General features: G+C 40.8%; 18 protein-coding genes and 1 pseudogene. 8 read left to right on the top strand and 11 right to left on the bottom strand.

Annotated features, from left to right (window positions below; genetic code table 11):
• Positions 1-120 precede the first annotated feature (120 nt).
• The 9 genes from ORI98_RS16045 to ORI98_RS16010 form a co-directional block, all read right to left on the bottom strand.
• A complete protein-coding gene (locus ORI98_RS16045; protein WP_306135903.1) occupies positions 121-1,401 on the bottom strand; it encodes a site-specific integrase in 1,281 nt (426 codons plus the stop codon).
• A gap of 271 nt (positions 1,402-1,672) precedes the next feature.
• Positions 1,673-3,052, bottom strand: a complete 1,380-nt coding sequence (locus ORI98_RS16040) for an FUSC family protein (protein WP_306135902.1) — start codon at positions 3,050-3,052, stop codon at positions 1,673-1,675.
• Positions 3,053-3,068: 16 nt separating this feature from the next.
• Positions 3,069-3,938 (bottom strand): HlyD family secretion protein, encoded by an 870-nt coding sequence (locus tag ORI98_RS16035; protein ID WP_306135901.1) that lies wholly within the window; start codon positions 3,936-3,938, stop codon positions 3,069-3,071.
• A gap of 72 nt (positions 3,939-4,010) precedes the next feature.
• Complete coding sequence (locus tag ORI98_RS18160; protein ID WP_371931181.1) at positions 4,011-4,214, bottom strand: DUF1656 domain-containing protein; 204 nt, start codon at positions 4,212-4,214, stop codon at positions 4,011-4,013.
• A 520-nt stretch (positions 4,215-4,734) separates the two neighbouring features.
• Complete coding sequence (locus ORI98_RS16030; protein ID WP_306135900.1) at positions 4,735-8,601, bottom strand: S8 family serine peptidase; 3,867 nt, start codon at positions 8,599-8,601, stop codon at positions 4,735-4,737.
• Positions 8,602-8,837: 236 nt separating this feature from the next.
• Positions 8,838-9,299 carry a transcriptional regulator AsnC gene (gene asnC / locus ORI98_RS16025; RefSeq protein ID WP_188840899.1) on the bottom strand — a complete coding sequence of 154 codons (462 nt, stop codon included), beginning with the start codon at positions 9,297-9,299 and terminating at the stop codon, positions 8,838-8,840.
• Positions 9,300-9,368: 69 nt separating this feature from the next.
• Positions 9,369-10,046, bottom strand: coding sequence for a bifunctional tRNA pseudouridine(32) synthase/23S rRNA pseudouridine(746) synthase RluA (gene rluA / locus ORI98_RS16020; RefSeq protein ID WP_261298818.1), 678 nt, complete (start codon positions 10,044-10,046; stop codon positions 9,369-9,371).
• Between the two features lie 76 nt (positions 10,047-10,122).
• Entirely contained in the window at positions 10,123-10,413 is a 291-nt protein-coding gene (locus ORI98_RS16015) for a hypothetical protein (RefSeq protein ID WP_261298817.1), read from the bottom strand.
• Positions 10,414-10,436: 23 nt separating this feature from the next.
• Positions 10,437-10,862 (bottom strand): hypothetical protein, encoded by a 426-nt coding sequence (locus tag ORI98_RS16010; RefSeq protein WP_261298816.1) that lies wholly within the window; start codon positions 10,860-10,862, stop codon positions 10,437-10,439.
• Positions 10,863-11,103: 241 nt separating this feature from the next.
• On the opposite strand from ORI98_RS16010, the gene ORI98_RS16005 reads away from it, so the two are divergent.
• The 3 genes from ORI98_RS16005 to ORI98_RS15995 all read left to right on the top strand — a co-directional run bounded on the left by ORI98_RS16005 (position 11,104) and on the right by ORI98_RS15995 (position 14,917).
• A complete protein-coding gene (locus tag ORI98_RS16005) occupies positions 11,104-12,885 on the top strand; it encodes a flavocytochrome c (RefSeq protein ID WP_306135899.1) in 1,782 nt (593 codons plus the stop codon).
• 245 nt (positions 12,886-13,130) lie between these two features.
• Positions 13,131-14,120: a 2-hydroxyacid dehydrogenase gene (locus ORI98_RS16000; protein WP_261298814.1), complete on the top strand. Its 990-nt coding sequence runs from the start codon at positions 13,131-13,133 to the stop codon at positions 14,118-14,120.
• Positions 14,121-14,179: 59 nt separating this feature from the next.
• Positions 14,180-14,917, top strand: coding sequence for a dienelactone hydrolase family protein (locus ORI98_RS15995; RefSeq protein WP_261298813.1), 738 nt, complete (start codon positions 14,180-14,182; stop codon positions 14,915-14,917).
• 193 nt (positions 14,918-15,110) lie between these two features.
• Here ORI98_RS15995 and ORI98_RS15990 read toward each other — a convergent pair.
• A pseudogene (locus ORI98_RS15990) lies at positions 15,111-15,653 on the bottom strand (mechanosensitive ion channel domain-containing protein).
• 365 nt (positions 15,654-16,018) lie between these two features.
• Here ORI98_RS15990 and ORI98_RS15985 point away from each other — a divergent pair.
• From ORI98_RS15985 to ORI98_RS15965, 5 genes are all read left to right on the top strand, one after another.
• Positions 16,019-16,762 (top strand): spermidine synthase, encoded by a 744-nt coding sequence (locus ORI98_RS15985; RefSeq protein ID WP_306135897.1) that lies wholly within the window; start codon positions 16,019-16,021, stop codon positions 16,760-16,762.
• 243 nt (positions 16,763-17,005) lie between these two features.
• Positions 17,006-17,575, top strand: coding sequence for an alkyl hydroperoxide reductase subunit C (gene ahpC, locus ORI98_RS15980; RefSeq protein ID WP_261298810.1), 570 nt, complete (start codon positions 17,006-17,008; stop codon positions 17,573-17,575).
• A gap of 133 nt (positions 17,576-17,708) precedes the next feature.
• Positions 17,709-19,274, top strand: a complete 1,566-nt coding sequence (gene ahpF, locus ORI98_RS15975) for an alkyl hydroperoxide reductase subunit F (RefSeq protein WP_306135896.1) — start codon at positions 17,709-17,711, stop codon at positions 19,272-19,274.
• A 153-nt stretch (positions 19,275-19,427) separates the two neighbouring features.
• Positions 19,428-20,519, top strand: coding sequence for a GGDEF domain-containing protein (locus ORI98_RS15970; RefSeq protein WP_306135895.1), 1,092 nt, complete (start codon positions 19,428-19,430; stop codon positions 20,517-20,519).
• A gap of 292 nt (positions 20,520-20,811) precedes the next feature.
• Positions 20,812-22,431, top strand: coding sequence for a methyl-accepting chemotaxis protein (locus tag ORI98_RS15965; protein WP_306135894.1), 1,620 nt, complete (start codon positions 20,812-20,814; stop codon positions 22,429-22,431).
• Positions 22,432-22,527: 96 nt separating this feature from the next.
• Here the strand turns inward: ORI98_RS15965 and ORI98_RS15960 are convergent, their stop codons facing one another.
• On the bottom strand, positions 22,528-24,729 hold the full coding sequence (locus tag ORI98_RS15960) for a S46 family peptidase (RefSeq protein ID WP_306135893.1): 2,202 nt from the start codon (positions 24,727-24,729) through the stop codon (positions 22,528-22,530).
• Between the last annotated feature and the right edge of the window lie 50 nt (positions 24,730-24,779).

Genomic DNA, 24,779 nt, shown 5'->3' with positions numbered 1-24,779 from the left:
AAAAATCTAGCTCAAATCTAAGCTGACAGACACCATAAAAAATGGGTAACTGTCAGATCAAGTCTGAGCTACTACATTTGAAGTGAAAGATCTACTTCCTAATCTAACATTGCTAAAAGATTAAATACAGCCGCGCTGCTTATAGCTGGCTTGCCATTCTTTAAACAATTCAGAAAGCCTCGCATTGTTTTGCTTACTGCTAGATGCACCTTTAGCTTTTACTTTGGACTTGGCTTTACCTAGGTCAACACCCGACAGTTCTTTACTGTACATCTTCGGCGTTACATGACTGTAATGCTGTTCAATCATAGCAATGCTGGTGCCACATTGTTTGGCTAACACTTCCATGTTCACGCCTGCCAGTAACTGCCATGTAATGTAGGTGTGGCGCAATGAGTAAAGTGTTCTAACGCCGTGGGGCGATGACTTTAATCCTGCCTCCGTTATCGCTTTGTCAAAGGCTTTACCTAGTTCATTAGTGGTTGTTCCATCAGCTAAGCGAAAAAGTTTGTCTGAGGGCTTTCTGTTCGGGAATCGCTCTCGTAACTCTTGAACGCTGGAGAAAATTTCATCACGGCAAACCACTTCGCGTGTACCAGTATGCTTTACCGTTTTACCTTTAGTGACTGTTATATAAAAGATAATGTTGTGTTCATTGGTATCGATTTGGATATCACCCCATGTAAGGCTTTCCATTTCCGTTCCTGGTCGAATACCTGTGTTCACCGCAAACTCCATATAGTCCATCAGTAGTTCACGAATTTGGCGGGTTTTCTCTTTACGGCTGTTTTTTTCAAGCTGATATACAGCATCGAATGCTTTGTCGTATTCCTCTGGAGAGAAATGGGCTCGCCGTTGTGACTCAGCACCTTTGGTCGATAAAGAGGGCACTTGAGCCGCTAACATCCATTTATGGTCAACCGCTTCTTTAAACACCAATTGCATGGCGGCATTGTGGTTGAGCAGTGTTGACTTAGCGGGCACTCTATCGAATTGCTCTACACGCCAATCATTAAACTCACGCAGCTTCTCACTATCAATTGAGGTAATGTAAGTGCGGTCGAAAAAAGGGATATGGTACTTACGTAATACCTGAATATAGGTCTTGTAGTTAAGTGGGGCTGTTTCGTTATCGAGCGCTTCTTCCATTGCGGTAATGGCTTTCTCAGCTATATCGCGGAAGCGTTTTGTGCTGACCAGAATATTACGGTCAGCCATGAATTGGTATTCCATTTGAAGCCGATAGGCCATGCCGATGGCTTTCTCTTTTTCTTTCTGTTTAGTAGCTTTTGAATGCCACTTACCAGCTACTTTGATGCGGGCATACCAACGTTTGCTATTGTCTTGTAGGTAGACATATAATTCGTCGGAAATATCGTGTCTTTCGACCTGTTTGCTCATAGTCTGATTCTGATGTGGTTTTGCAAAGAATTTGCAAAGTATCTATTTTATACAGCAACTGCATGAAAAATAAAAGCCTTTATAAACACTATATATTCAAAATCCCCCGCCTTTAAAAGCGTGTCGGTTCGAGTCCGACCACTGGTACCACTTCTCTATTCAAAGAGAACACGAAACCGACATTTAGTCGGTTTTTTTGTGCCTGCAAAATATCAAATTGATATTCTTCCATTCATTATCACAGTTTATAACTTAGCCCCCGATTTAAACACTAATGCAAAGGGCTAGATAACTTTTCGAAGAAGTGAATAATACCCAGTATTAAAAACATCTGAATTAACAAATTCAATGACGTATCAATGGTATAAGTTGGCGTTAGACGCAATGCACTCATGGTTAATATGACTAAAAAATTTCCACCTAATAGTTTATAAAGTGCATATTGGGGCGCTGCAAATATCCTCCAGATCGCAAAGATATTGATGAAATAAAATAAGCCTAGTTGCCATAGTTCGGTAAAAAACGGCATGATAAACACAAATTCAGCCAGAATAATTGCACTTAGGGTTATGGTACCAAATACGATTGATTTCATTAGTCCTTTTGGCATCGTCATTATTGTCACAGAGAAAATAGCTGCCAATAATGGGAACAGATATCCACCCAATAATGGAATATAAATCCATAGGCAAAAGAAAGTGGCTATCATCACCATAACAACCGCCGCATCTATCAAACGTGACTTTTTAGGTACTTTGGGTGTTAGTTTGTCTAAATCCTTCCAGCTATTTTTTGTCAATATTCCTGTTAGATTTTGATCATTTCTATTCGCATCTTTAAGGTGCGAAATCTGTTGTTTGATCACAGTTAATTCATTTTGCGAGTCCGTATTTTGGCAATTTACTTCAGATCTAGCCGTTATGATTTGTTTCAGCGATATAGCGATGTCATAACTGGCTATGGTTGCAGTTTTCCATTTGTTTTGCTGATACTTGAGTTGATAACTCCCGTTCATTGGTAAGTCAATTATCGACTTCATTTTGGCGACCTGCTGAATGGTATTTTCAAGGTCTGATGTGATTTTTGTTAACTCTTCCTGAGTCATAGTTGCGGTTAATTTTGCGCATGTTTGTTCTAAGTTGGCTAACACTTTATTGAATAAATCAAAGAAGTATTGTTCAGTGCTATTTGGCCAGATAAAACGAAATACCAATGAATATACTATGACTCCTAAGACGTTTTCTTCCAGTCTTAGCGTGATCATATCGAACGATGTTATATCATTAAAACTGCCAATAGCACTAATTAGCGAGCAGACCACAAAAGCCATTCTGAATATATAGCCATACTTCAGATTAAAAGCCATGTAGGTGGCAATCCCAGCGATAACAATATAAACGCTGATAAACAAAAAGCGCTCTTGGGATAAAAAGCTAATCATTAGCAATGCCAAGATAGCGCCGAACATGGTGCCCAGTAGACGATCTCTTGCTAACTTTATCGAGTGGCTATAGGTCTCGTTGGCAGCCATTGCAATAATGGTAACGGCCGCCCAGTAAGGTTTTTCCCAACCAAAATACAATGACAGAGCAATGGTTAAGGTAAAACTTAGGGCAACCTTTATGGCATTTTTGGTTGAATAAGAAAGCATGCTTCTGATCTGCTAATTAAAGGGTAGTGGTTTTGATTATTTTGATTGATGCAGTAGTACCTACTCTTAATTGAACATCATCAGAAATGTTTTCTAAGGTTAATTTTACCGGAAGTCGCTGTGCTAATCGTATCCATTGAAAATTAGGATTCACGTTAGGAAGTAAAGTATTACCAGTGCTGCCATCACTTTTTGCAATGCCGTAGCCGATACTGTCTACCTTGGCATTGATTGGCTCGTCAGAGTTCATCATTAATGTGACGATTGCTTTATCGCCCGCAATAACGCCTTGTAAATCTGTTTCCTTGAAAAATCCTTCAATCCAAAAGCTATTTTCATCAATAAGCGCCACCACAGGTGAATTTGCTACAACTTGAGCCCCTTCACGTAAATTTAGGTTAGTGATGAAACCGTCTGTTGGCGCAAACACTTTTGTGAAATTAACGTTTAACTGTGCTTCTTCAACTAAAGCATCTGCTGAAGCAAGATTGGCTTTTGCGGTTTGCACGGCATTTTCAAAATTATTTAAATCCAATACAGATACCGAGCCTTGTTTGCGTTTTTCAAGTGCAGTTGCACGATTGTTTTCATTGATGGCTTTAGCTAATACTGCTTGGGCTTGACGCTGTTTTGCTAGGGCATTGTTAAGTGCAGCTTTATAAAGGCTAGGTTCAATTTCAAACAACAAATCGCCTTTTTTAACACGGCTGTTGTCGTCAATATTAACGTTTACAACAGGCCCGGTTACTCGAGGGGTAATTTGAATGATGTGTGCACGTACTTGGCCGTCACGCGTCCATGGGTTTTCTGAGTAAAGTTGATATTGATTATAAATACCCACAATAGCAACAGAGGCAATGATAGTGGTGATTAAGTATCGAAACATGACGCCATGTCCTTTGTCTGTTTTTATCTAATTGATTTAAATTGATTTATTTTGTTTTATGTGAGTAGTCAGCTATACAATTGTAATAAATTGGCCAATGGCTACCGTAAAGATGGCGACTAAACTCAATTCAAAAACAGCAGGTAAAGCTATCCATTTATAGCAGCCCATTTTAGTCAATATTTTGCTCGCAATTAGCATAAGTAAATAAGCGAGAGGGATGACCACAAGCAGTGGTGGCCCATATATTTCTCCAAATGTTATTTCATGAGGCATAGCGTTACCGTTTATAAATGAATATTTGATGGATGATGTTTAAAACTGGAACTTGCAGCTTAGTTACAGTCGCCTAAGTATCCGATAAGCTTACTTTAACGGGTAAGCTTGCAATTCATGAATCGCATTTGATGTATCAAACCCTACATAACGATTGCTCTAGTCATAAATAACTTGAGTTCAGTTAATTAAATCTCGTTGTTGCTGTTTTTAGTCAGATAGGCCGAATCGTCTAAATGGAGGTAGTCGAGGGGATGGGTAAAGGTTTCAATGCTTTAGTTGATTATTTTGTGTGGAGTAAATGCGATAAGTTGATGTGCTGCCAAGTTGTTAGTGTTTTTCGGATGAACCTTTTACGTTATTGCTGTGCTGCTGTGCTGCTGTGCTGCTGTGCTGCTGTGCTGCTGTGCTGCTGTGCTGCTGTGCTGCTGTGCTGCTGTTTCAGAGTTATTATAAGCTTTAAATAAAAAACCAGTTGCCTAAGCAACTGGTTTTTATTTTTACGAATTAACGTTTGGGTTTAGTGCTTACGACGACGTAATGCAGCTAAAGGTAGTAATAGTGCTGTTAACCAGCCCATTGAACCACCACCAGAGCTTTGCTCTACTTTAGCATTCACTGTAACAGTAGCAACACCTGGGGCACTTTCAGCACGACCATCTGACGCAACTACAGAGAATTTCAACACATGATCACCAGCCGGCGCAGTGAAGTTAATGCTTGGGCCACCATTTGCGAATGTAACAGCTGTACCTGAAGTTTGAGTCCAAGTATAAGTTAACTTGTCGCCATCAGCATCTTCACCATTTGCTTTAGCTGTAACAAGAGAGTTCTCTGTGCTTGTCATACCTGTGGGGGCAACCGTTGGTGCATCATTAATGTTGGTAACATTTAACACTACTGTAGTCGGCGTAATTGTATTACCCGCTTCATCTTCAGCAGTATAAGTTAGCGAGTCTTTACCAAAGAAGTCTTTCTTAGGAGTATAAGAAATCTCACCGTTAGCAGTAACAGTCGCAGTACCATTAGCTGGTTTTGTTGCAATCATAACATTTGATAAACTTCCAGCAGCATTAATATCAATGATACTTTGTGCTTTAGCTGTCATGCCATCACCAGTAGCTTGGGTTCTCGCCACTTTTTTGTCTGCAACCGTATCGTTTACAATTACATCAACAGATGCTGTAGTTTCTTCTTCAAGAGTTAACTCGTCAGCTTGGCCTAACGTAAACTCGGTAGCTTTAGCCTTGTAAACTACTTCAACGCTTCCCGCAGCACCAGAAGTGATTTCCACATAGTCATCAGCCGCAACAGTACCACCTTCACCATTGAAATGATAAGTGGTACCAATTGAGCCGCCAATATTTTCAGCACCAATAGTTAACGCGTCTGGGATTGCTGGAACTTTGAAGTAGTTGAATGTAACTTCTTCTGTATCTCCCGCTTTAAACCATACGCTGAAGCTATATTGATTGCCTGTTGTGTCACCGAAAAGCTGAGCATCATTCCACTCAACAACAATATATTTTGTAGCACCTGCTGTGAGTACGTCGATGGAAACTGTACCGCCACCAGTATCACCAACAGTACCGTCACTCAAGTCAAAATCAGACCAGAATGGTGCAACGATATTGTTAGGGTTACTTGAGTCAGGTAGCTCTTTGTTAGCATAAGTGCCTGACGTAGTGCTGCTGCCCGGAATAACAATACCATTGTCTGACATTGTAATTTGGGTATAGGTTTGACCGTTGTATTTAAACGCAGGAACATTGAATACGAAGTTTGCTTCATCACAACCGTCAGCACAAGGTGGTGTATAACCGTATCCTAACCCAACAATGTTTGGATATGAGCCAGTGCCTTTAGTTGCTAACATTTTAGGTAACTGCATAGAGCCAACCCAAGTTATAACGCCAGTATCAACATTTACATCCATACCATTTTGTGTGGCATTGGTAGTATTAATCACTACGTCGTCTTCACCAGTCAATACTGTACCTTTAGGTGCAGTCGCTGTGATAGTGACGTTGTTTTTAAACATAGTGTTGTTAACAACTGCTTTTACTTCAAACTCATCAGCAGTGGTGATGTCAGTATCAGTCGTGAAGGTGTTGATAAGTGAAGAGTCACTAGTCTCTTTTGCTAAAACAGCTAAAGGAAGATGTGCATCTTGTAAACCATCATTGCTTGTTAGCATGATGTTGCCAAAGATCCATTCACCATATGTGCTATAGGTAGAATCAACTGTGACAGTGAAAGTTGCCGAAGCTCCAGCTGCAAGTTCTAGGGTTGATGGCGATACCATGATCCCTGTTGCATCAGCTTTTGCACTGAGTGACCATGAAGTTGCTTTGTCGCTCTTATTGAATACAGTGCGAGTAAAGGTACATGGGCCTACGCATGAATCAGCAGCAATAGAAGGCTTATCGAATGTTAGTACGGCTTTAGCCGCAGCATCTAAATCCATGCGGCCGGCACCCATATCAAATGGAGTTGCTGGGGTTTCAACATCATCATCAAGAATGCCAGCCATTCTAGCTGTCGATGTTAATGCTGTTTTGATGTCAGTAGCGGACCAGTCTGGGTGTAGTTGCGTCATTAATGCCGCTGCACCAGCTACGTGTGGGCTTGCCATACTGGTACCAGTAATAGCATTGAAATCTTTACCGCCATCATCTGGAGAATAAGCTGATAAAATATTTGTGCCTGGCGCTGCCAAATCAGGTTTTAGAATGTTTTCGTTGCCGTTTGGTCCGCGAGAGCTTGAGCTGTTGATTGTATCAGCTAAATTTTTAGACACAATTCGTTGGATTTCAGAAGAAATTGTACCTTCAGTAGCTGTCTCACCTAAAGAGTCGATGATTGCTAAACCATCAGCTTTAGAAATCATAACCGATGGAAAAGTCACACCAGGCATTGACATCGTGATAGGAGCGCTTGCAACGCTGTTATAAACAACAACGGCTTTAGCTCCTGCATCTTGAGCGTTTTTAGCTTTTAAGCTGAAGTTACATGCACCACGTGAAATAAGTGCAATACCATCTTTGAAAGAATCAGCAGCGAAAGGAGCACAACCTGCAAAGTTTTCAGCATCAATATTGGTTGCAGAAATGATAGGTGCCGTCACGTCCATTTCGATAACTGTGTCTGAACCAGGAATAGCTAATAAATCATCGCCACCCGCATTGAATGAATTTGCAAAGAATCGACCTGTAGTACTGTTTGCAACAGTGATCCCCGATTCAATACAAGCTGGACAACCAATCGTTTTCGCACCGTTACCATCATTACCTGCTGCGGTAACAACAACTATTCCAGCAGCTTCAGCCGCTTCAAACATTGTTTTATATGGGCTGTTTGCTGGATCTCCACCAGCACCGCCGCCCCATGAGTTGTTAATAACATCAGCACCATCGTTAACAGCGTGCTCTAAAGCTTCCATTAACATGATGTTTGAACCACTTCCGCCTGTACAGTCTGCTTTAGTATAAAGCGCTTTATAAGACATTAGATATGCAGCTGGAGCAACACCAGATAAAGTGACATCAACACCTTCATAGGTAATATCCACTTTATTACCGACAGCTGTGCCTGCTACGTGAGTTCCATGGCCGCCAAACCCAAGTGGGCTCATGTGTTCATCAATACAGACAGGGAAAGTAGGAGCAGACCAACGTGCAACAATTAGTTTGTTATTACAAAAGCTGGTATCAACAGTTGAACAGTAGTCATCAGTTGGAAGTGCGCCACTAGGAGCTTCAAAACCATCATCAGCAAACATTGGGTTTTCAGGGCGAATACCACCATCAATGATAGCAACTTTTACGCCTTTACCAGCATTTTCAATGCCGTTTACAGCATTCCACATCGCTTGGCTGTTAATGATTTCGTGTGAAACATCCATTTGAGTTTCATACATAGTTTCTGGGTAAACAGATTTCACACCAGGGATAGCCATTAGCGCTTCAATGGTTAAGCCTTGGCCTGCGATAGTGACACCATTAAATAAAGTCTTAAACTTACGTTCAACTTTAGCATTAGCTGAAACTTTGCTGAGGGCATTGGTAAATTTACTTTGTTCTGCTGTTAGGTGTGAAGCATAGTTTTTTACAGGAGCAGATTGGACATCAATTTTGCCATCTTTCGATTTAATGGCTGTAGCAGAGAGGTTATTAATCCCGCCTTGATAAAGTGCTACGGCAGGAGACTCTAATTCAATAATAAAGCGCTGCGGAGCTGCAAAATCATTCGTTTTTACTGCTGATTTTTTATAATTATCAGTTGATTGTAATTCTGGTGAATATTGCAATCCTGAGTATTCAGTGTTTGCATAAGTTGCGCTTGATAATAGCGCCGCTGAAATAGCGAGTGATAGTTTTGTCTTCACAACGTCTTCCTTGTTTTTCAAGACACCCTCAAAATGATTACTGCAATCATCGATAAATTGCAGATAGGTCGCGGGGTGCAATTGTAATGTTTTTATAATGCTTTTGTTGCACGTGTGGTGTGCAATGAACATTTTTATCACAACAAGGTAACAAATGTAATAACGCAGATGAAAAAACTATACTTTTATTTTTTACAGTACTTTATGCTGTTTTTTCTAACTTATAATGATTTGCTCTAAGGTTTAACCGCCCTTACGATAGGGTTTTGCAGACTAATCAGCGTTTCGGTTGATTGTATTTCGTCAATCGATTGGATCCGATTTATTAGCACATGTTGCAACCCATCAATAGACTGGCACATAACCTTTACAAAAATAGAGTAATTACCCGTCGTATAATAAGCTTCTACGACTTCATCTAAGGCGTTTAGTTTTGCAATAGCCGCAGGATAGTCACCTGCACTTTTTAAATTAATTCCGATAAAACAGCAAACGTCATAACCTAGGGCTTTGGGATTGACACTGATTTGTGCACCGGTAATTATGCCTGCCTGTTTCATTTTTTCTACACGCACATGAATGGTGCCTGCACTAACAGAAAAACGCTTAGCGAGTTCAGCAAATGGGGTACGGGCATCTTCCATCAGCGCCGATAAAATTTGGTTATCAAGCTGGTCTCGTTGAAATGAGCTATCCACAGTAAAGTACCTAATATCTATTCAATTGGTTACTAATTTACGTCTTTTATTAAACTATTACTATTAAAATTACTGTTCGTTTGTGGGCTCGATAAATGATGGTAAGGTATCGAACGTCATTGGCGTGGCAGAATAAGGGTGCTTAATAGACAATTCTGCGGCATGCAGCAGTAATCTTGGTGCTAAGCTTTTTGCCAGAGGGTCGGCATAAAAGCCATCGCCTAAAATGGGATGACCAAGCGCCATCATATGCACTCTAAGCTGATGCGATCGACCCGTTATGGGAGTTAATTTTACTAAGGTTGAACGTTTGGCGTAGCTTATGACTTCAACTAGTGTGGTTGAGGCTTTACCAATAACATGATCCACTTTCTGTTTAGGCCGATTCGGCCAGTCACAAATTAGCGGTAGATCAACTCGGACCATAGACTGTTTCATATAACCTGCAATGCGCGCAAAATAGACTTTATGGGTTTCTCTATCTCGAAATTGACGCTTTAACTCCCGTTCAGCATTTTTCCGTAAGGCAAGTACAATAATACCGGACGTTGCCATATCTAGTCGGTGAACGATTTGTGCATTGGGGTGATCGCGCAATACACGCGTAAATACGCTGTCATGGTATTGGGCTTCTCTTCCTGGAACCGATAACAAACCAGAAGGTTTGTTTATCACAATAATATCTTTATCTTGATGGATGATATCTAACCAAGGATCGGTAGCTGGATGATAGATAAAATTGGCCATAACAGGTCTCTATTGCAGGTGGACGGCAAAGATACTGATTCACTTATGTAGATGCAAGCTTATATAAAGTAGCGAGTTAAGAAAAAGCATTGCCATTGACATGCATAATGGTAAAGGTCCAGACCACAAATGCTAATGGAATATGAACCAGCGCGTAAAAACATTGATCGAGTCGACTCATACCCTGTGCCAACCAAATCAAATAGCCGTGAAATACAATCACAAATGGAAACAACATCATTAATGGATAAAGTGCAAATGGACTAGCATCAGCAAAAATGCTGTGGCTTAGTATTGCCCAAAAAACCATAAATGCTGTGGTAATTGGTGGCGTAGCTGTACGGTATTGCTCTGGATAAGGGAACATCCTGTGTCCTTGATTGTAAAAGACTAACCTTTAATCTCTTTTTTACCATGGATAACCTTTCTATGCACCACGGAATAATGACGTAATCCAGCGGGTCCATGAGAAACTATAACCGATAACAACACCAGCGCGGTTATTATCTCAACTTGCCAATTCGAAAATGGCACCAGTAAAAACAATAACCCTACTTTGGCTAAAGTGAGCACGCCTTTTAATTGGATAAGCCAACGCCAATCCCGAATAATTTCCCATGCCATAAGCAATATGCCCGTTAACATGGCCATGATCCAATAAGTCAGCCAGGCATTTTTATCCACATGTAATAAAATTCCTCCACCTGCACCAACAACGCCGATGATATGTAGGGCCCTTAGCCCTGTCTTGGTTAAACGCTCAAACCAAAATCGTGTCTCTGATAGCGGTGACTGCTCAGTGTTGTTTTTGCTCATTTAGTTATTAACTGCTTATATAAACCATGACCTTATGTTAGCAACAGCGATAGAAATAAACACTAAGCAAGTTACATTTTTAGAGGTGTATCAATATGCATCTTTGCTAATGAGTGCGTTAGAACACAATTATAACCACTTTATAAGTAAGGTTATGTTTGTGTGATCTTGTTACCAATCTACCTCTTTAGAGGGTGTTATGTTACTACTAAGATTAATACCGTTAGGTAGGGGAAAACATATGTTAACAAACTCAACAAAATCGTTGCTGGCGCTGCTGATATCAGGTGCCCTTAGCACAGCCGCTTATGCCACACCCGAAAATTTAGCCGACTTTCATGGTGAAATGGGCAGTTGTGATACTTGTCATGTCAATAAAAAGGGACCAACTGACGATAATTTAACTTACGAAAATGCGCAATGTACCAGCTGTCATGGCACATTGAAGGAAGTGGCTGAAACCGAAAGAGAAGGGATTGTGTCGCCGCATCAATCGCACCTCATTGGTGATATCAGTTGTACTAGCTGTCACTCTGGACATGAAAAGTCAGTCACTTATTGTGATTCTTGCCATAGCTTTGACTATCAAATGCCTTTTGCTGGTAAATGGGAACGTGAGTTTGTGCCTGTAAATGCAGACAAAGATGCCCAAGATAAAGCCATTGCCAAAGGCGCTAAAGAAACCACCGATGTAGTGGTCATTGGTTCTGGTGGTGCCGGTTTAGCCGCGGCAGTTGCTGCGCGTAATAGTGGCGCTAAGGTTATTCTATTAGAAAAAGAGCCTGTCCCAGGCGGTAATACTAAGTTAGCCGCAGGCGGCATGAACGCCGCAGAAACTAAAGCACAGGCTAAATTAAAGATTGAAGATAAAAAACAAATCATGATAGATGACACCATGAAAGGTGGTCGTAACATTAATGATCCAGAATTAGTCAAAGTGCTTGCTAATAATTCATCAGACTCAGTGGATTGGTTAACGGCATTAGGTGCAGATTTAACCGACGTTGGCCGTATGGGCGGCGCAAGTGTTAACCGTAGTCACCGTCCTACGGGCGGCGCTGGTGTTGGTGCTCATGTTGCGCAAGTGCTTTGGGATGCAGCGGTCAGTAAAGATACCGATATCAGATTGAATAGCCGAGTGGTTCGTATTATCGAAGATGCATCTGGCAAGGTGACTGGTGTATTAGTAAAAGGGACCTACACAGGTTATTACCTGATAAATACCGATGCAGTTGTCATTGCCACAGGTGGTTTTGCTAAGAACAACGACCGGGTTGCCAAGTACGATCCAAGCTTAAAAGGCTTTAAAGCGACTAACCATCCAGGCGCTACAGGTGACGGTTTAGATGTGGCAGAACTTGCCGGGGCCGCAACCAAAGATCTTGAATATGTTCAAGCGCATCCAACTTACTCTCCTGTTGGCGGGGTAATGGTAACGGAAGCGGTACGTGGTAACGGCGCGATATTAGTCAACCGTGAAGGTAAACGTTTCGTCAATGAAATCACCACTCGTGACAAAGCTTCTGCAGCCATTTTGGCACAAAAAGGCGAAAGTGCTTACTTGTTGTTCGATGATTCAGTGCGTAAGAGCTTAAGTAAGATTGAAGGCTACATTCATTTACATATTGTTAATGAAGGTAAAACCTTAGACGAACTGGCTAAAAAGTTAAGCATGCCTGCACCTGAATTAACAAAGACATTAGCGTCTTATAATGAATTTGTGAAAAACGGTAAGGATGCACAGTTCGAACGCCCTGATTTACCAAGACAGTTAACAACAGCTCCGTATTATGCGATTGAAGTTGCACCAGCGGTACATCACACCATGGGCGGCGTAGCAATTGACACTAAAGCGGAAGTCAAAGGTAAAAATGGTAAAAATATTCCAGGTATGTTCGCTGCGGGCGAAATTACCGGTGGTGTTCACGGTGCTAACCGTCTAGGTGGTAACGCGATTTCAGACATTGTTACCTTCGGACGCATTGCTGGTGAGCAAGCCGCTAAGTATGCCAAAGAAAATTAACCCAAGGGCGTTACAGTCACTTTGATTTTAAACCAATATCCGCAAGCGAGCCCAGACATGGGCTCGCTTTTTTATAGGAGGATTAAGGTAAAGGAAGCAATGCTGGATCACATTTACATTTGTTAAATGACGACTGTTAACGACAAAAAAGACCTATTCGCATACACTAGAGGCAGAATTAATTTTGCTGGCAACTCAGGGGAAAGCGCCCTAAGTTGTTAAGCCTTTTGAATGTAGGACATGCTATGAGAATTGGATTTTTTAGCGCAAAACCGTATGACATTCGTCATTTCGATCGCACCAACGAAGCCTTTAATGCCCAAATAGAATATTTTGACTATCGCTTGTGCATGCAAAACGTCAAGCTTGCTGAAGGCTTTGAAGTGGTCTGTGCCTTTGTAAACGACTCATTATGTGAAGAAGTGTTAGTTGAACTTGCCAAAGGTGGTACTAAAGTGATTGCCATGCGTTGTGCGGGTTTTAACAACGTTGATTTAGTGGCAGCGAAAAAATTAGGTATACAAGTCGTGAATGTGCCAGCTTATTCACCAGAGTCAGTGGCTGAGCATAGCGTGGCATTGATGTTGACGCTTAATCGTAAAATTCATAAAGCTTACCAACGTACTCGTGATGCTAACTTTGCTTTAGCAGGTTTAGTCGGCTTTAACATGTTTGGTAAAACCGTGGGTATTATTGGTACAGGTAAAATCGGTTTAGCAACCATTAAGATACTTCAAGGTTTTGGCTGTAAAGTATTAGCCTATGATCCTTATCCAAACCCATTAGTGCTTGAGCTTGGCGTTGAATATGTCAGCTTAGATGAAATTTACCCTGTTTGTGACATCATCAGTTTACATTGCCCTTTAACCGCAGAGAACCATCACTTATTAAACCAGCAAAGTTTTAATAAAATGAAAGCAGGTGTGATGGTCATTAACACGAGTCGGGGTGGTTTACTTAATGCTATCGATGCCATGGAAGCGCTCAAAGAAGGCCAATTAGGTTCGTTAGGATTAGATGTCTACGAAAATGAAAAAGGGCTATTTTTTGAAGATAAATCAAGTGAGATCATTCAAGATGATGTCTTCCGTCGATTATCGGCTTGTCACAATGTGATTTTCACTGGGCACCAGGCATTTTTAACCGAAGAAGCGTTAAATGCGATAGCCTTAACGACCTTGAATAATGTTCAAGCACTGGCGTTAGGTGAAAAATCGGGTAATGAGCTGTGTTAACTTGCATTGAATATTGATAAATTGGAGCCTACGGGCTCCATTTTTTTGCAAGAGACACTATGATTATTTCAACTCAAGTACATGATATTGCCACGCCAACAGGCACTATGCGCACGACGGTCTTTCGTCCAGAACAAGCCGGTCAATTTGCCAGTGTCATTTTTTACTCTGAAATTTTTCAATTAACCGCGCCCATTGCCCGAGCAGCTGCAATTTTGGCGGGGCATGGTTTTGTGGTACTCGTGCCTGAAGTATTTCATGAGCTTAATCCAATAGGCACGGTACTGGCTTATGATGAAGCAGGCAAAGATAAAGGTAATCAGGACAAGTTTGCTAAGCCATTAGAACAGCATGATAGTGACACCCAGGCCTTGATTGATTTTGCTCGTTCACAATCTTACTGCACCGATAAAGTCGGCGCTATGGGGGTGTGTATTGGTGGTCATCTTGCATTTAGAGCCGCTTTAAACCCAGATATTAAAGGGGCATTTTGTTTATATGCCACCGATATCCATTCAAACACTTTACCTTGTAAACCGCAAAATGATTCATTGAGCCGTGCAGGGGACATTAAAGGTGAATTAGTGATGGTATTTGGCAAACAAGATCCCCATGTGTCAGCTGCAGGTCGTAAGCAGATATACCAACAGTTGGAACATGTGAATGCTAATTTCAGTTGGTTAGAAGTGAATGCTCAACATGCATTTATGCGCGATGAAGGCGATCGTTACGATCCTGCGTTAGCATTACAAATGTATCTGCAATCAGTGGCCTTTTTCCAACGTATATTGAATTAGCACCCACCTCGGATGCTAGTACAGGTAAGCATTACATTCGCGGTTGAGAGTTCACCTACGTTTATTTACCTCTGCTTATTATGGCTGGGGCATTAAGATAAACGCATGATTGGAGCCAGCCAATCCTGACGACATCTGCTTAACAGAAAAGGCGCGTAATGCGCCTTTTCTGTTAGGTGTAAATCATTCATGGTTACTTTAAGCGTTTTGGAATAATCCGTTTGCTGGTGGGCTTTTTCTTCGCAACATTGTCATTTGACAGTTTAATCACCCCTTTTTGCAGCATTAAGCTATTTGGATAGGTCATCACGTCGCCTGAGTCGCGTTTAATTAAGATATGAAACAGCGATATTTCAACAATGATGCCAGACATATCTTCATCTTTATCGACAATTTTTATGCGATCGCCAATGCGGTAAGGGAATACAAAAAAGATCAATACCCCTGCCGTAATGTTACTTAAAATCGACCATTGGGCAAATAAGGCCACCCCTAAAACGGCAAAAGCAGAAGAGACGAACAGTGATACTTCTTGATAACCCAATCCTAATGAAATCGCGATAACCGATAGGGTGACAAAAAACATAAAGTATGAAATGAGTCGGGTGACTAATCGACTTCACACTTCGTTAACCTGCTTTTTAATAGCTTGGGTTTTTATCCACTTTTTCAGTTGATGTAGAGCGATAATAAATACGCCTAAATACAACAACACCATCACAATTTGATTCAACATAACCTGCCCTAAAGTAATACTGTCTCACTACCTCTATATGATCCGGTATAATACAATCTTTGCATTATTTTGGCTTGCTGAATTTAGATCTTGTTGAACTTGCGATGTTTTTTGTTAGGCGTTGAACGACGTTTATAACAAGTAGTTCCTTGCTGCTGTGCTATTTACTTTTAGAGGATGTGCAGTAGAAAAGCTCAACTAATTTGCTCTGAGGTGGGTAACAAGACGTTATTTATAGCTAAGTGAATTTGACTTAGATTTGCCAAGCAGCATTTCGCGTGATTCGATTACCCTGCTTTTTAGCACACCTCTGAACAGTAAGACTTAACCGCTCGGTTAATAATTGAACAACAATGTGGAGTTATATGTCTGATTATAAAGTGTTACATACCAGTACGGATGAGTTTGGTGACCTGTTTGTACTTGATGATGGCCACTTTCGAGTTTTATCATTTGGTGATAATGACGAGCAAAGTAAAATGGATAAAACTGAGCCGCATGTGCCTCAACATACATATGTTCAAGCTATGTTGACGGTGCTAATGGCTAAACAGCCTAAAAGTGTCATGATTTTAGGGTTAGGCGGCGGCGCATTAGTACATGCGCTGCGCCACTATGATGCGGCGATTAAAATCACTGCTGTGGAAATTCGTGAGCAAGTTATTCACGCGGCTAAACGATTTTTTCAACTGCCAACAGGTAAAAAGTTAACCTTAGTTCACCAGGATGCTAATCACTTTATTAAGGCAGGTGACTTTAAGAAGACCGACATTCTATTTGTTGATATCTACAGTGAGAAGGGGGTTGATCCTCAATTATTGTCTGCCGAATTTACCCTGTTCTGCCATCAAGCACTTAAATCTGAAGGGATATTAGTACTGAATTGCTGGAAAGAGCACCGTAATAACTCGGCATTATTGAGTCATCTTCAACAACATTTTAGTCATGTCGAAGCTTGTTTAACCGGCGGGGGTAATTGGGTGGTATTTGCCACCAATCAAAGCCAGGGGTTAGCGGCTATGGGCAGTAAAGCCAATCAACAAGCTTTAAGTCAGGCCATAGGTGTGAATGTCGCAAGGGTGTTAACCCGTTTTGAACCTTGGAAGTAATAGCGAGGTGAATCTATCTATTACAAATCAGGCAATTACTTAGTTGCATGAATAAATCGATAACCCATCTCAGTTAAATCAAAAAACCGATTAAGATAATAGTTTTTATCCGTTATACATAATTAAGCTACCAGCGTATTCTAACTCCATCGAATGACGGCACAATGTTTAAGTGAATACAAACTCTCACTTTAACGCCGCATTACAACATCACTTAGTTAGTTAATTACAATGGAGTTAATCATGTCACAATCAATTATCAACAGCACTATCAAGCCATTCAAAGCGACAGCATTTCACAACGGCGCATTTGTTGACGTTACTGAGCAAGACTTATTAGGTAAATGGTCTGTAGTATTTTTTTACCCTGCTGACTTTACCTTTGTATGTCCAACTGAATTAGGCGACATGGCTGACCATTATGAAAAGCTTCAAGCAATGGGCGTAGAAGTTTACTCAGTATCAACTGATACCCACTTCACTCACAAAGCTTGGCATGCAAGTTCAGACACTATTAACAAAATCACTTACCCAATGATCGGTGACCCAACAGGCACTATCACACGTAACTTCGGTGTGATGATCGAAGAAGATGGTTTAGCACTGCGTGGTACGTTTGTGATTAACCCTGAAGGCCAAGTAAAAGTTGCTGAAATTCACGACTTAGGTATCGGTCGTAGTGCATCAGAATTAGTGCGCAAAATCCAAGCTGCGCAATATGTTGCTAGCCATGATGGTGAAGTTTGCCCAGCTAAATGGCAACCAGGTGAAGAAACATTAGCACCTTCTATCGACCTAGTGGGTAAGATTTAATTCTGACCTCCTCTTGTTAGAAAGCGTTATGTCGCCAGTTAATGCCCCCCTGCATTAACTGGCAACCTTCACCTTTATTCGGTTATACAAACTTAGTTTATTTCCTTCATCTTGTTCATCTTTAGGAGTTGTTATGTTAGATGCCAACGTAAAAAATCAACTGAAAACTTATCTGCAGAATCTTAAACACCCAGTTGAACTTGTGGTATCTGCAGATGACTCAAAAAAATCTGCAGAGTTAACCAGCCTGGCTCAAGATATTGTCGATAGTTCAGCACTGGTCAGTAGTATTGCAGTACAAGGTCAGCGCACGCCAAGCATGACTGTGATTAATCCACAGCAAAACACCAGTATTACCTTTGCTGGTTTGCCAATGGGTCATGAATTTACCTCTTTAGTATTGGCGTTATTACACAGCGGTGGGCACCCTATTAAGTTAGAGGCCGACGTTATCGAACAAATTCGCAATTTACCGGGTGAGTTTCATTTTGAAACTTATGTCTCGCTCAGTTGTCAAACTTGCCCTGAAGTCATTCAAGCATTGAATATGATGGCAGCAATCAATCCTAATATCACAAACGTGATGATTGATGGTGCATTATTCCAATCTGAAGTTGAACAGCGCAACATATTATCTGTGCCATCAGTGTATTTAAACGGCGAAGCATTTTCAGTTGGTGCTATCAGCGTCGCTGAAATTTTAAATAAACTGGATAAAAACGCTGCAGGCCGAAAAGCTGAGCAGTTAAATAAAAAATCTGCCTTTGATGTATTAGTGATTGGTGGTGGTCCAGCGGGTGCATCAGCGGCTATTTATGCTGCGCGTAAAGGTTTAACAACTGGAATTGTGGCCGACAAATTTGGCGGTCAAGTTGCTGAAACTGTTGGCATTGAAAACTTTATTTCGGTGGCAAAAACCGAAGGTCCTAAATTAGTCGCCAATCTTGAAAACCACGTTAAAGATTATGATGTAGACGTGATGGAAAACCAAAAGGCAATTAAATTAGCTGCGAATGGTTTATTTGATGTTGAGCTTGAAAATGGCGCAATATTACAAAGCAAAACAGTGTTACTTGCAACAGGTGCCAGATGGCGTGAAATGAATGTGCCAGGCGAAAAAGAATATCGCGGTAAAGGAGTGGCATATTGCCCACACTGTGATGGTCCATTATTCAAAGGTAAGCGTGTTGCTGTTATCGGTGGCGGAAACTCAGGTATCGAAGCGGCAATCGACCTCGCTAATATTGTCGAACATGTGACGGTACTGGAGTTTGATAGCAAATTACGAGCAGACGAAGTATTGCAACGTAAAGCAAAATCAATGGGCAACATAACCATAATTACTCAAGCGCAAACCACACAAGTCAATGGTGATGGTACTCGGGTTAATAGCTTGACCTATACCGATCGTAAAACAGGTGAAAGCCATAATGTCGTTTTAGCCGGTATATTTGTACAGATTGGTCTGATACCTAATACCGAATGGTTAAAAGGCGTGGTCGATTTAACGCCTCGTGGAGAGATCATCGTTGATGCGCGCGGTCAAACGTCTATCCCGGGGGTATTTGCTGCAGGTGATGTCACCAACACACCTTATAAGCAAATCATTATTGCCATGGGGAGTGGTGCAACAGCTTCATTGGGCGCTTTTGATTACTTAATTCGTCATTCAGAGGCTACCGAAGAACAGGCCGCCTAATTTAGGTTACAATACAGCTAAACCGCGCATGAGTTTTACGTGAACCTTTAAGCCAGCATCATTGCTGGCTTTTGTTATTTTTAGGGATAATTTTGTTAATTAACTCGGTAATGCATACACTTGTAATATTAGAAATATAGGTGAAATATCATCATGACTTTTGACGCACAGCTAAAATTAGAAACTCAAATTTATTTGAAGAAAAGTTTCCGTGGATTGACAGCGTTATCATTAGGCCTATTACTTTTACTGTTGTTCAGTCGACCCGTGTTTTTATATCGGGAAATACCACTCTCGACTATGTTGCTAGCCATGCTCCCTTTATTGTCCATTATCGTTTTCTTTAGCCCTGTTAATAAATTGCTGTTTAGGCGTGATTTTTCAATTGAATTATTGTTTGTGGCATTATTTTTCAGCTGGTTGATATTTATTTCATCATTGTTATTTTATTCAGTTAACTTTATTCATGCCGCCACTTCAATTATTGATATTTTAGTTTTAGCATTTGGCATCTCACTACTGCCTAGTCGCAATATGTTTTTTAGTAGTGTTGCAGTGCTATGTGCTTTTCATTTAGGCATTAATTTTATCTATATCTCAGGTGTGGATATTGATGTATGGGCTGATAGCTTGCGCTTAGCGTGTTTTGTGTTGATTCTTTTGGCTGGGCATAAGGTGAGCGAAAAGTGGTTTAAGAGGGCAATAACAAAAGAAGTCGATAACCAACGTTTGATTAAAGAATTAGAAGAACTATCAACGCAGGACGGTTTGACTAAAATTGCCAATAGACGTCATTTTGATAATGTTATTAACCAAGAAATTGCTCATAGCGAAAGAACCAAGCAGCCGCTAGCGATTATTTTAATTGATATCGATTTTTTTAAAAAACTTAACGACAGTTTGGGGCACCAAGAAGGAGATAAGTGTTTAATTAATTTCGCCAATATGCTCAAAAATATTGCTAATCGCCCACGTGATATTTGTGCTAGATATGGTGGTGAAGAGTTTATATTATTACTTGCTGAAACCGATCTTGAGGGGGCGATTGTTGTCGCAGAAAAAGTGAAGCAGCAACTTGAACGATTAGCCATTGCGCATCCAGATTCAAGTGTCAGTGATAAAGTCACCGTTTCACAGGGCATTGCTGTGTTTAAATCGGGGATGTCTGAAGATCAATTATGTCATTTAGCAGATGAAAAACTTTATCAAGTGAAACGCACGTCTAGAAATTATTTTGCTTATTAAGTCGGCTCATTTAAGATAATCAGAAGTTTCAATTATTTAGTTTAGTTTATGTCATAATTGCCGATAAAAAAGAGTCATGGTAAAAAATTGAAGCTAAAGAAAGATTATTTATCGTTTTTCTCATCAACACTGTGTCTGTTGACTATGATATACAGATATCGACGTTTTTTATGTGTGCCACAACTATAAAATCAAAGTAACAGCCTCTCATGGAACGAGATAAGTTCAATTTTTGACACGGTTAGAATCTTTATTAGGTTCACCACTTGTTAGCATCGCTTGGGGGCGAAGTATGAATTGGTTTAATAACATGTCCATTTTCAAGAAAGTGGGATTAATTTTTGTATTATCTGTGGTCATTTTTACCGTCAACTTAGCCATCAGCATAGTCGCGATAAACAAAAACCGCGATACGATGAACTTTATGCAAAGTAAAGTGAGTGAACGTGTAGAGCTTGCCAATCAGAACGTAATTTTTGTTCAACGGCTTGACGAGCTATATACCCAGTCAGTGTCATTTGCTGATGAAGATTTACTGACTAATGCCAGTAAAGTGTTTAAGTCTTTAGATAGCAATCTGAATAAATTAAGCGTCATTGATAATAATCAATCCCAAGCATTATCAACCTTGAACCGCGCCTTAAAAGAATACAATGATATGACCTCCGATCTTGCCAGAGGTATGTTAGATGGCAGTATCGATATGAGTCAGGTTGGCCAAATTAGTCAAAAAAAATCAGCCGTATTTGATACATTAACCAACGGTATTAACCAATATAAAGTTGATAAAGTTGATGAGTTTTCATCAACACTTGCCGAGGCAAGTAATCGCTCTGAACAAAGCTTATATCTTACGTTAGGCATTGGTATTGCGTTACTTATCATTATGGCTATTGCGACTATTTCGATTGCGCGTTCAATTAGTGGCTCAGCCAAAGATGTTGCTAATTCATTAGGTGAGCTTGCTGATGGTAAAGGTAATTTACGTCATCAATTGAACGTGAATGGCACAGATGAACTTGGTCAAGTATCAAGTAACTTCAACCGTTTTTTGCGTTTATTAGCCGATTCGATTCAAGGCGTTGTTAGTGTAACTAACCCGTTGTTAGAAAGTGCTAAATCGCTGAAAGATAAAATGTCGTTAGCGACTAAGGCGACGCAACAACAAAGCCAAGATGCTCGCACTGTGCATGTGTCAATGGAAGAGATGCGTCACTCTGTTAATAATATTTCACTCAGTGCTCAGCAAGCTGCTGAAGCGGCACAAGAAGCTGAACGTGAAGCTACTGCAGGCTTAGCGGTTGTGCAGCGCACCATTAATATCTCCCAAGATTTAAATAAGGGTATTGAGCTAGCGGCTAATTCTATTAATGAACTGGCGCGAGATACCGAGAGTGTGGGTTCTATTTTAAATGTGATTACGTCAATTGCAGAACAGACCAACTTACTCGCGTTAAATGCTGCCATTGAGGCGGCTCGTGCTGGTGAGCAAGGTAGAGGCTTTGCGGTAGTGGCTGATGAAGTGCGTGCACTCGCATCTAAAACTGCCGATGCGACCAAAGAAATTCGTGGTGTATTGGAAAGGCTAAAAGGTGCGGCAGAGTCATCAGTGACCACTATGGGGGCGGCGATCACCAAATCATCAGATAACGAGCGTTATGCGAAAGATACCGGTGATGCGTTGAAGTCGATTCAAGCGAAAATTGTTAGCATTAACAGCATGAATACCCATATTGCGTCAGCAACGGATCAACAGTCTGTGGTGGCGGAGCAAGTAGGGGGCAACGTGATAGAGATGAATGAATCTTTTGAGCATTCATTAAGTATTTTAGCGGAAGTGCATAATATCTCTCAGGGTTTAGATGACTTCGCTATTCAACTAAAAAATGCCACATCTCAGTTTAAACTCTAGATTAAAGGTACCCATGCAGGTTTAGCTTAAACGGGTATGCGGAACTAATAAAAATGGCGCTCATATGAGCGCCATTTTTTTAGATATCATCTAGGATTAAGGGTTACGCACTAAATCTAATTCTTTTATTAAATTATCAGCATGATCAACTTGATCCATCATCCACAAAATGTAGCGAATATCAACATGCACTGCACGGGTAATGATAGGGTTGAAGAACCAATCTTTTGTAATTGCTTCGTAAGTTGAATCAAAATTTAATCCAACTAATTCGCCTCTGCCGTTAAAGACGGGAGAACCTGAATTACCGCCTGTGGTGTCAACACTAGATAAGAAGTTAACCGGAACAGAGTTAAAATCATTTTTAGGCTCAACACACGACACTAGCTTACACATCCAAGAGCGCGGATCGTTATACACTGACTGAATAGTATGCTTACCGTAATCATTGGTTGCGATAGCGGCTAACAATTTAGCTGGCGCATTATAAGGCTCTTCACCTGTATGTTTTGCCGCTATGCCTTCAAGACGGGTAAAAGGCTGTTTGTATAACGCATCTTTAGATTGGTAACCATCCACCATGCCGTAAGTAATACGTAATGTACGGTTTGCATCAGGATATACTGGCCAGTTGTTTGCTTTGTAATAAGCAATCACGGCTTCCATATACTTTGGACGCGCTTTGGATAGCTTACCATCTAATAGCTTACTGGCTTTTTCAAGGTCCATGTTAGTTGCATGAACATCAACCGCTAAACGAATAAACGGATCGCTACTGGTTTCAAACGCTTCAACAGACTTATCCATCCAAGCCAAACGCGTTGCCTGATCAGTGAGTTCTGTTAATGCATACATGCCATCAACTTTAGCAATAAACTCTTTATGGTTGTTGGCATGTTCTAACGCATTATCAAACACTTTTACTTTTAATGGCTGACCAATATAAGCATTTAAGTCCTGTAACCATAAGGTTTTATCTACTTCAACAGCAAAGCTAGAGTCGATACGTTCGAGTTCTGCGCGGAACATCTTCATGTCACGCTCTTGGTAGCCAGACTCACGTTCGGCATCCGGTTTTTGCTTTTCTTGTGCTAAACGATAAAGCTTTTTAGCGGTAGATAGAAGGGTGCTTGATTGCGCGTTTTCAAAGTAGTAATTGGTTTGAGTTTGCTTTTGTTGCTCTGCCAATAAGGTTTCAAGCTCAGCAATTAACTTTGGGTTAGCCGCTTTATCTTGTTTCAGCCAAGCAAGAAAGTCATCTTCGCGGCTTTGCTTAATCCCAACAATATCGGTAGCTTTAAAACCGTCTAATAGGCCGTTGAGCTTTTTCATACGATTTGACATTGAAGCGATAGTGCCTGCGTACTTAATGGCAATATCTCTATCTGTTTCGCCCATTTGGGTAATGGTGTCAATTTGTAATTGATAGCGAGCGGCATACGTTGGGTACAACCATTCACTGGCAAACTTTAGTTCACTGGTTAAGTTATAACGACTTGTTGAACCTGGGTAACCTGCGGCAAATACGCCATCACCTGCTTTAACGCCATCAGCATTGATTTTTAAATAACTTTTTGGGGTAAAAGGCACATTATCTTCAGAATACACTGCAGGCTTACCATCTTTACCTACATATGCGCGTAAAAAGGTAAAGTCACCTGAATGACGCGGATACTCATAGTTATCAATATCACCACCATAGCCACCGACACTTTCAGGTGGTGCATATACCAAGCGCACATCACGAATGATCAGCTGCTTAATTAGATAATACTCTAAGCCATTGTGGTAACTGTTTACCGAGCATCGGTAGTTATCGTCCGCTTCACACTCTTTAATTAACGCTTTGCTGTTGGTTTGGATCTGTTCATAACGGGTCAGCGGCTCATCACTTAAATTAGCAGTAACCTGTTCAGTGACATTTTTGACATTTTCAGTGATGTATAAACGTTCGTTTGGACCCGCTGACGGTTCATCGGCCATTTTTTTGGCAAGAAAACCATCGGCCAGGTAATTATGTTCTTTTTTGCTGTTATATTGAATGCCACGATAGGCGCAATGATGATTTGTGACAACTAGACCTTGGGGAGATACGAAACTGGCGGTACAATAGCCCAGACTAACTACGGCATTCATGGGGTATTGGCCTAAATCTGCCAGTTGTTTAGCGGGAATTTCAATACCACGTTCAGTCAGTTTATCGGCAATCGAAGGCATCTGATAGGGTTGCCACTGGCCTTCATCGGCATAAGCAAAACCCGATGACAACACTAGGGCTGCTATCAATGTAATACGCATGTTTTATCCTTATGTATTTTATTTTTCCGTATTTTTAGCATCGCCGCTAG

The sequence above is a fragment of the Shewanella sp. ULN5 genome, from assembly GCF_030731885.1.
GTDB classification, from domain to species: Bacteria; Pseudomonadota; Gammaproteobacteria; order Enterobacterales; family Shewanellaceae; genus Shewanella; species Shewanella holmiensis.
The sequence above is the reverse complement of the archived record's forward strand: the minus strand, read 5'-3'. Positions and strand labels throughout refer to the sequence as shown.

Coding starts and splice junctions, on each gene's coding strand:
- ORI98_RS16045 (WP_306135903.1), bottom strand. CDS start 1,401: ATGAGCAAACAGGTCGAAAGACACGATATTTCCGACGAATTATATGTC.
- ORI98_RS16040 (WP_306135902.1), bottom strand. CDS start 3,052: ATGCTTTCTTATTCAACCAAAAATGCCATAAAGGTTGCCCTAAGTTTT.
- ORI98_RS16035 (WP_306135901.1), bottom strand. CDS start 3,938: ATGTTTCGATACTTAATCACCACTATCATTGCCTCTGTTGCTATTGTG.
- ORI98_RS18160 (WP_371931181.1), bottom strand. CDS start 4,214: ATGCCTCATGAAATAACATTTGGAGAAATATATGGGCCACCACTGCTT.
- rluA (WP_261298818.1), bottom strand. CDS start 10,046: ATGGCCAATTTTATCTATCATCCAGCTACCGATCCTTGGTTAGATATC.
- ORI98_RS16015 (WP_261298817.1), bottom strand. CDS start 10,413: ATGTTCCCTTATCCAGAGCAATACCGTACAGCTACGCCACCAATTACC.
- ORI98_RS16010 (WP_261298816.1), bottom strand. CDS start 10,862: ATGAGCAAAAACAACACTGAGCAGTCACCGCTATCAGAGACACGATTT.
- ORI98_RS16005 (WP_306135899.1), top strand. CDS start 11,104: ATGTTAACAAACTCAACAAAATCGTTGCTGGCGCTGCTGATATCAGGT.
- ORI98_RS16000 (WP_261298814.1), top strand. CDS start 13,131: ATGAGAATTGGATTTTTTAGCGCAAAACCGTATGACATTCGTCATTTC.
- ORI98_RS15995 (WP_261298813.1), top strand. CDS start 14,180: ATGATTATTTCAACTCAAGTACATGATATTGCCACGCCAACAGGCACT.
- ORI98_RS15985 (WP_306135897.1), top strand. CDS start 16,019: ATGTCTGATTATAAAGTGTTACATACCAGTACGGATGAGTTTGGTGAC.
- ahpC (WP_261298810.1), top strand. CDS start 17,006: ATGTCACAATCAATTATCAACAGCACTATCAAGCCATTCAAAGCGACA.
- ahpF (WP_306135896.1), top strand. CDS start 17,709: ATGTTAGATGCCAACGTAAAAAATCAACTGAAAACTTATCTGCAGAAT.
- ORI98_RS15970 (WP_306135895.1), top strand. CDS start 19,428: ATGACTTTTGACGCACAGCTAAAATTAGAAACTCAAATTTATTTGAAG.
- ORI98_RS15965 (WP_306135894.1), top strand. CDS start 20,812: ATGAATTGGTTTAATAACATGTCCATTTTCAAGAAAGTGGGATTAATT.
- ORI98_RS15960 (WP_306135893.1), bottom strand. CDS start 24,729: ATGCGTATTACATTGATAGCAGCCCTAGTGTTGTCATCGGGTTTTGCT.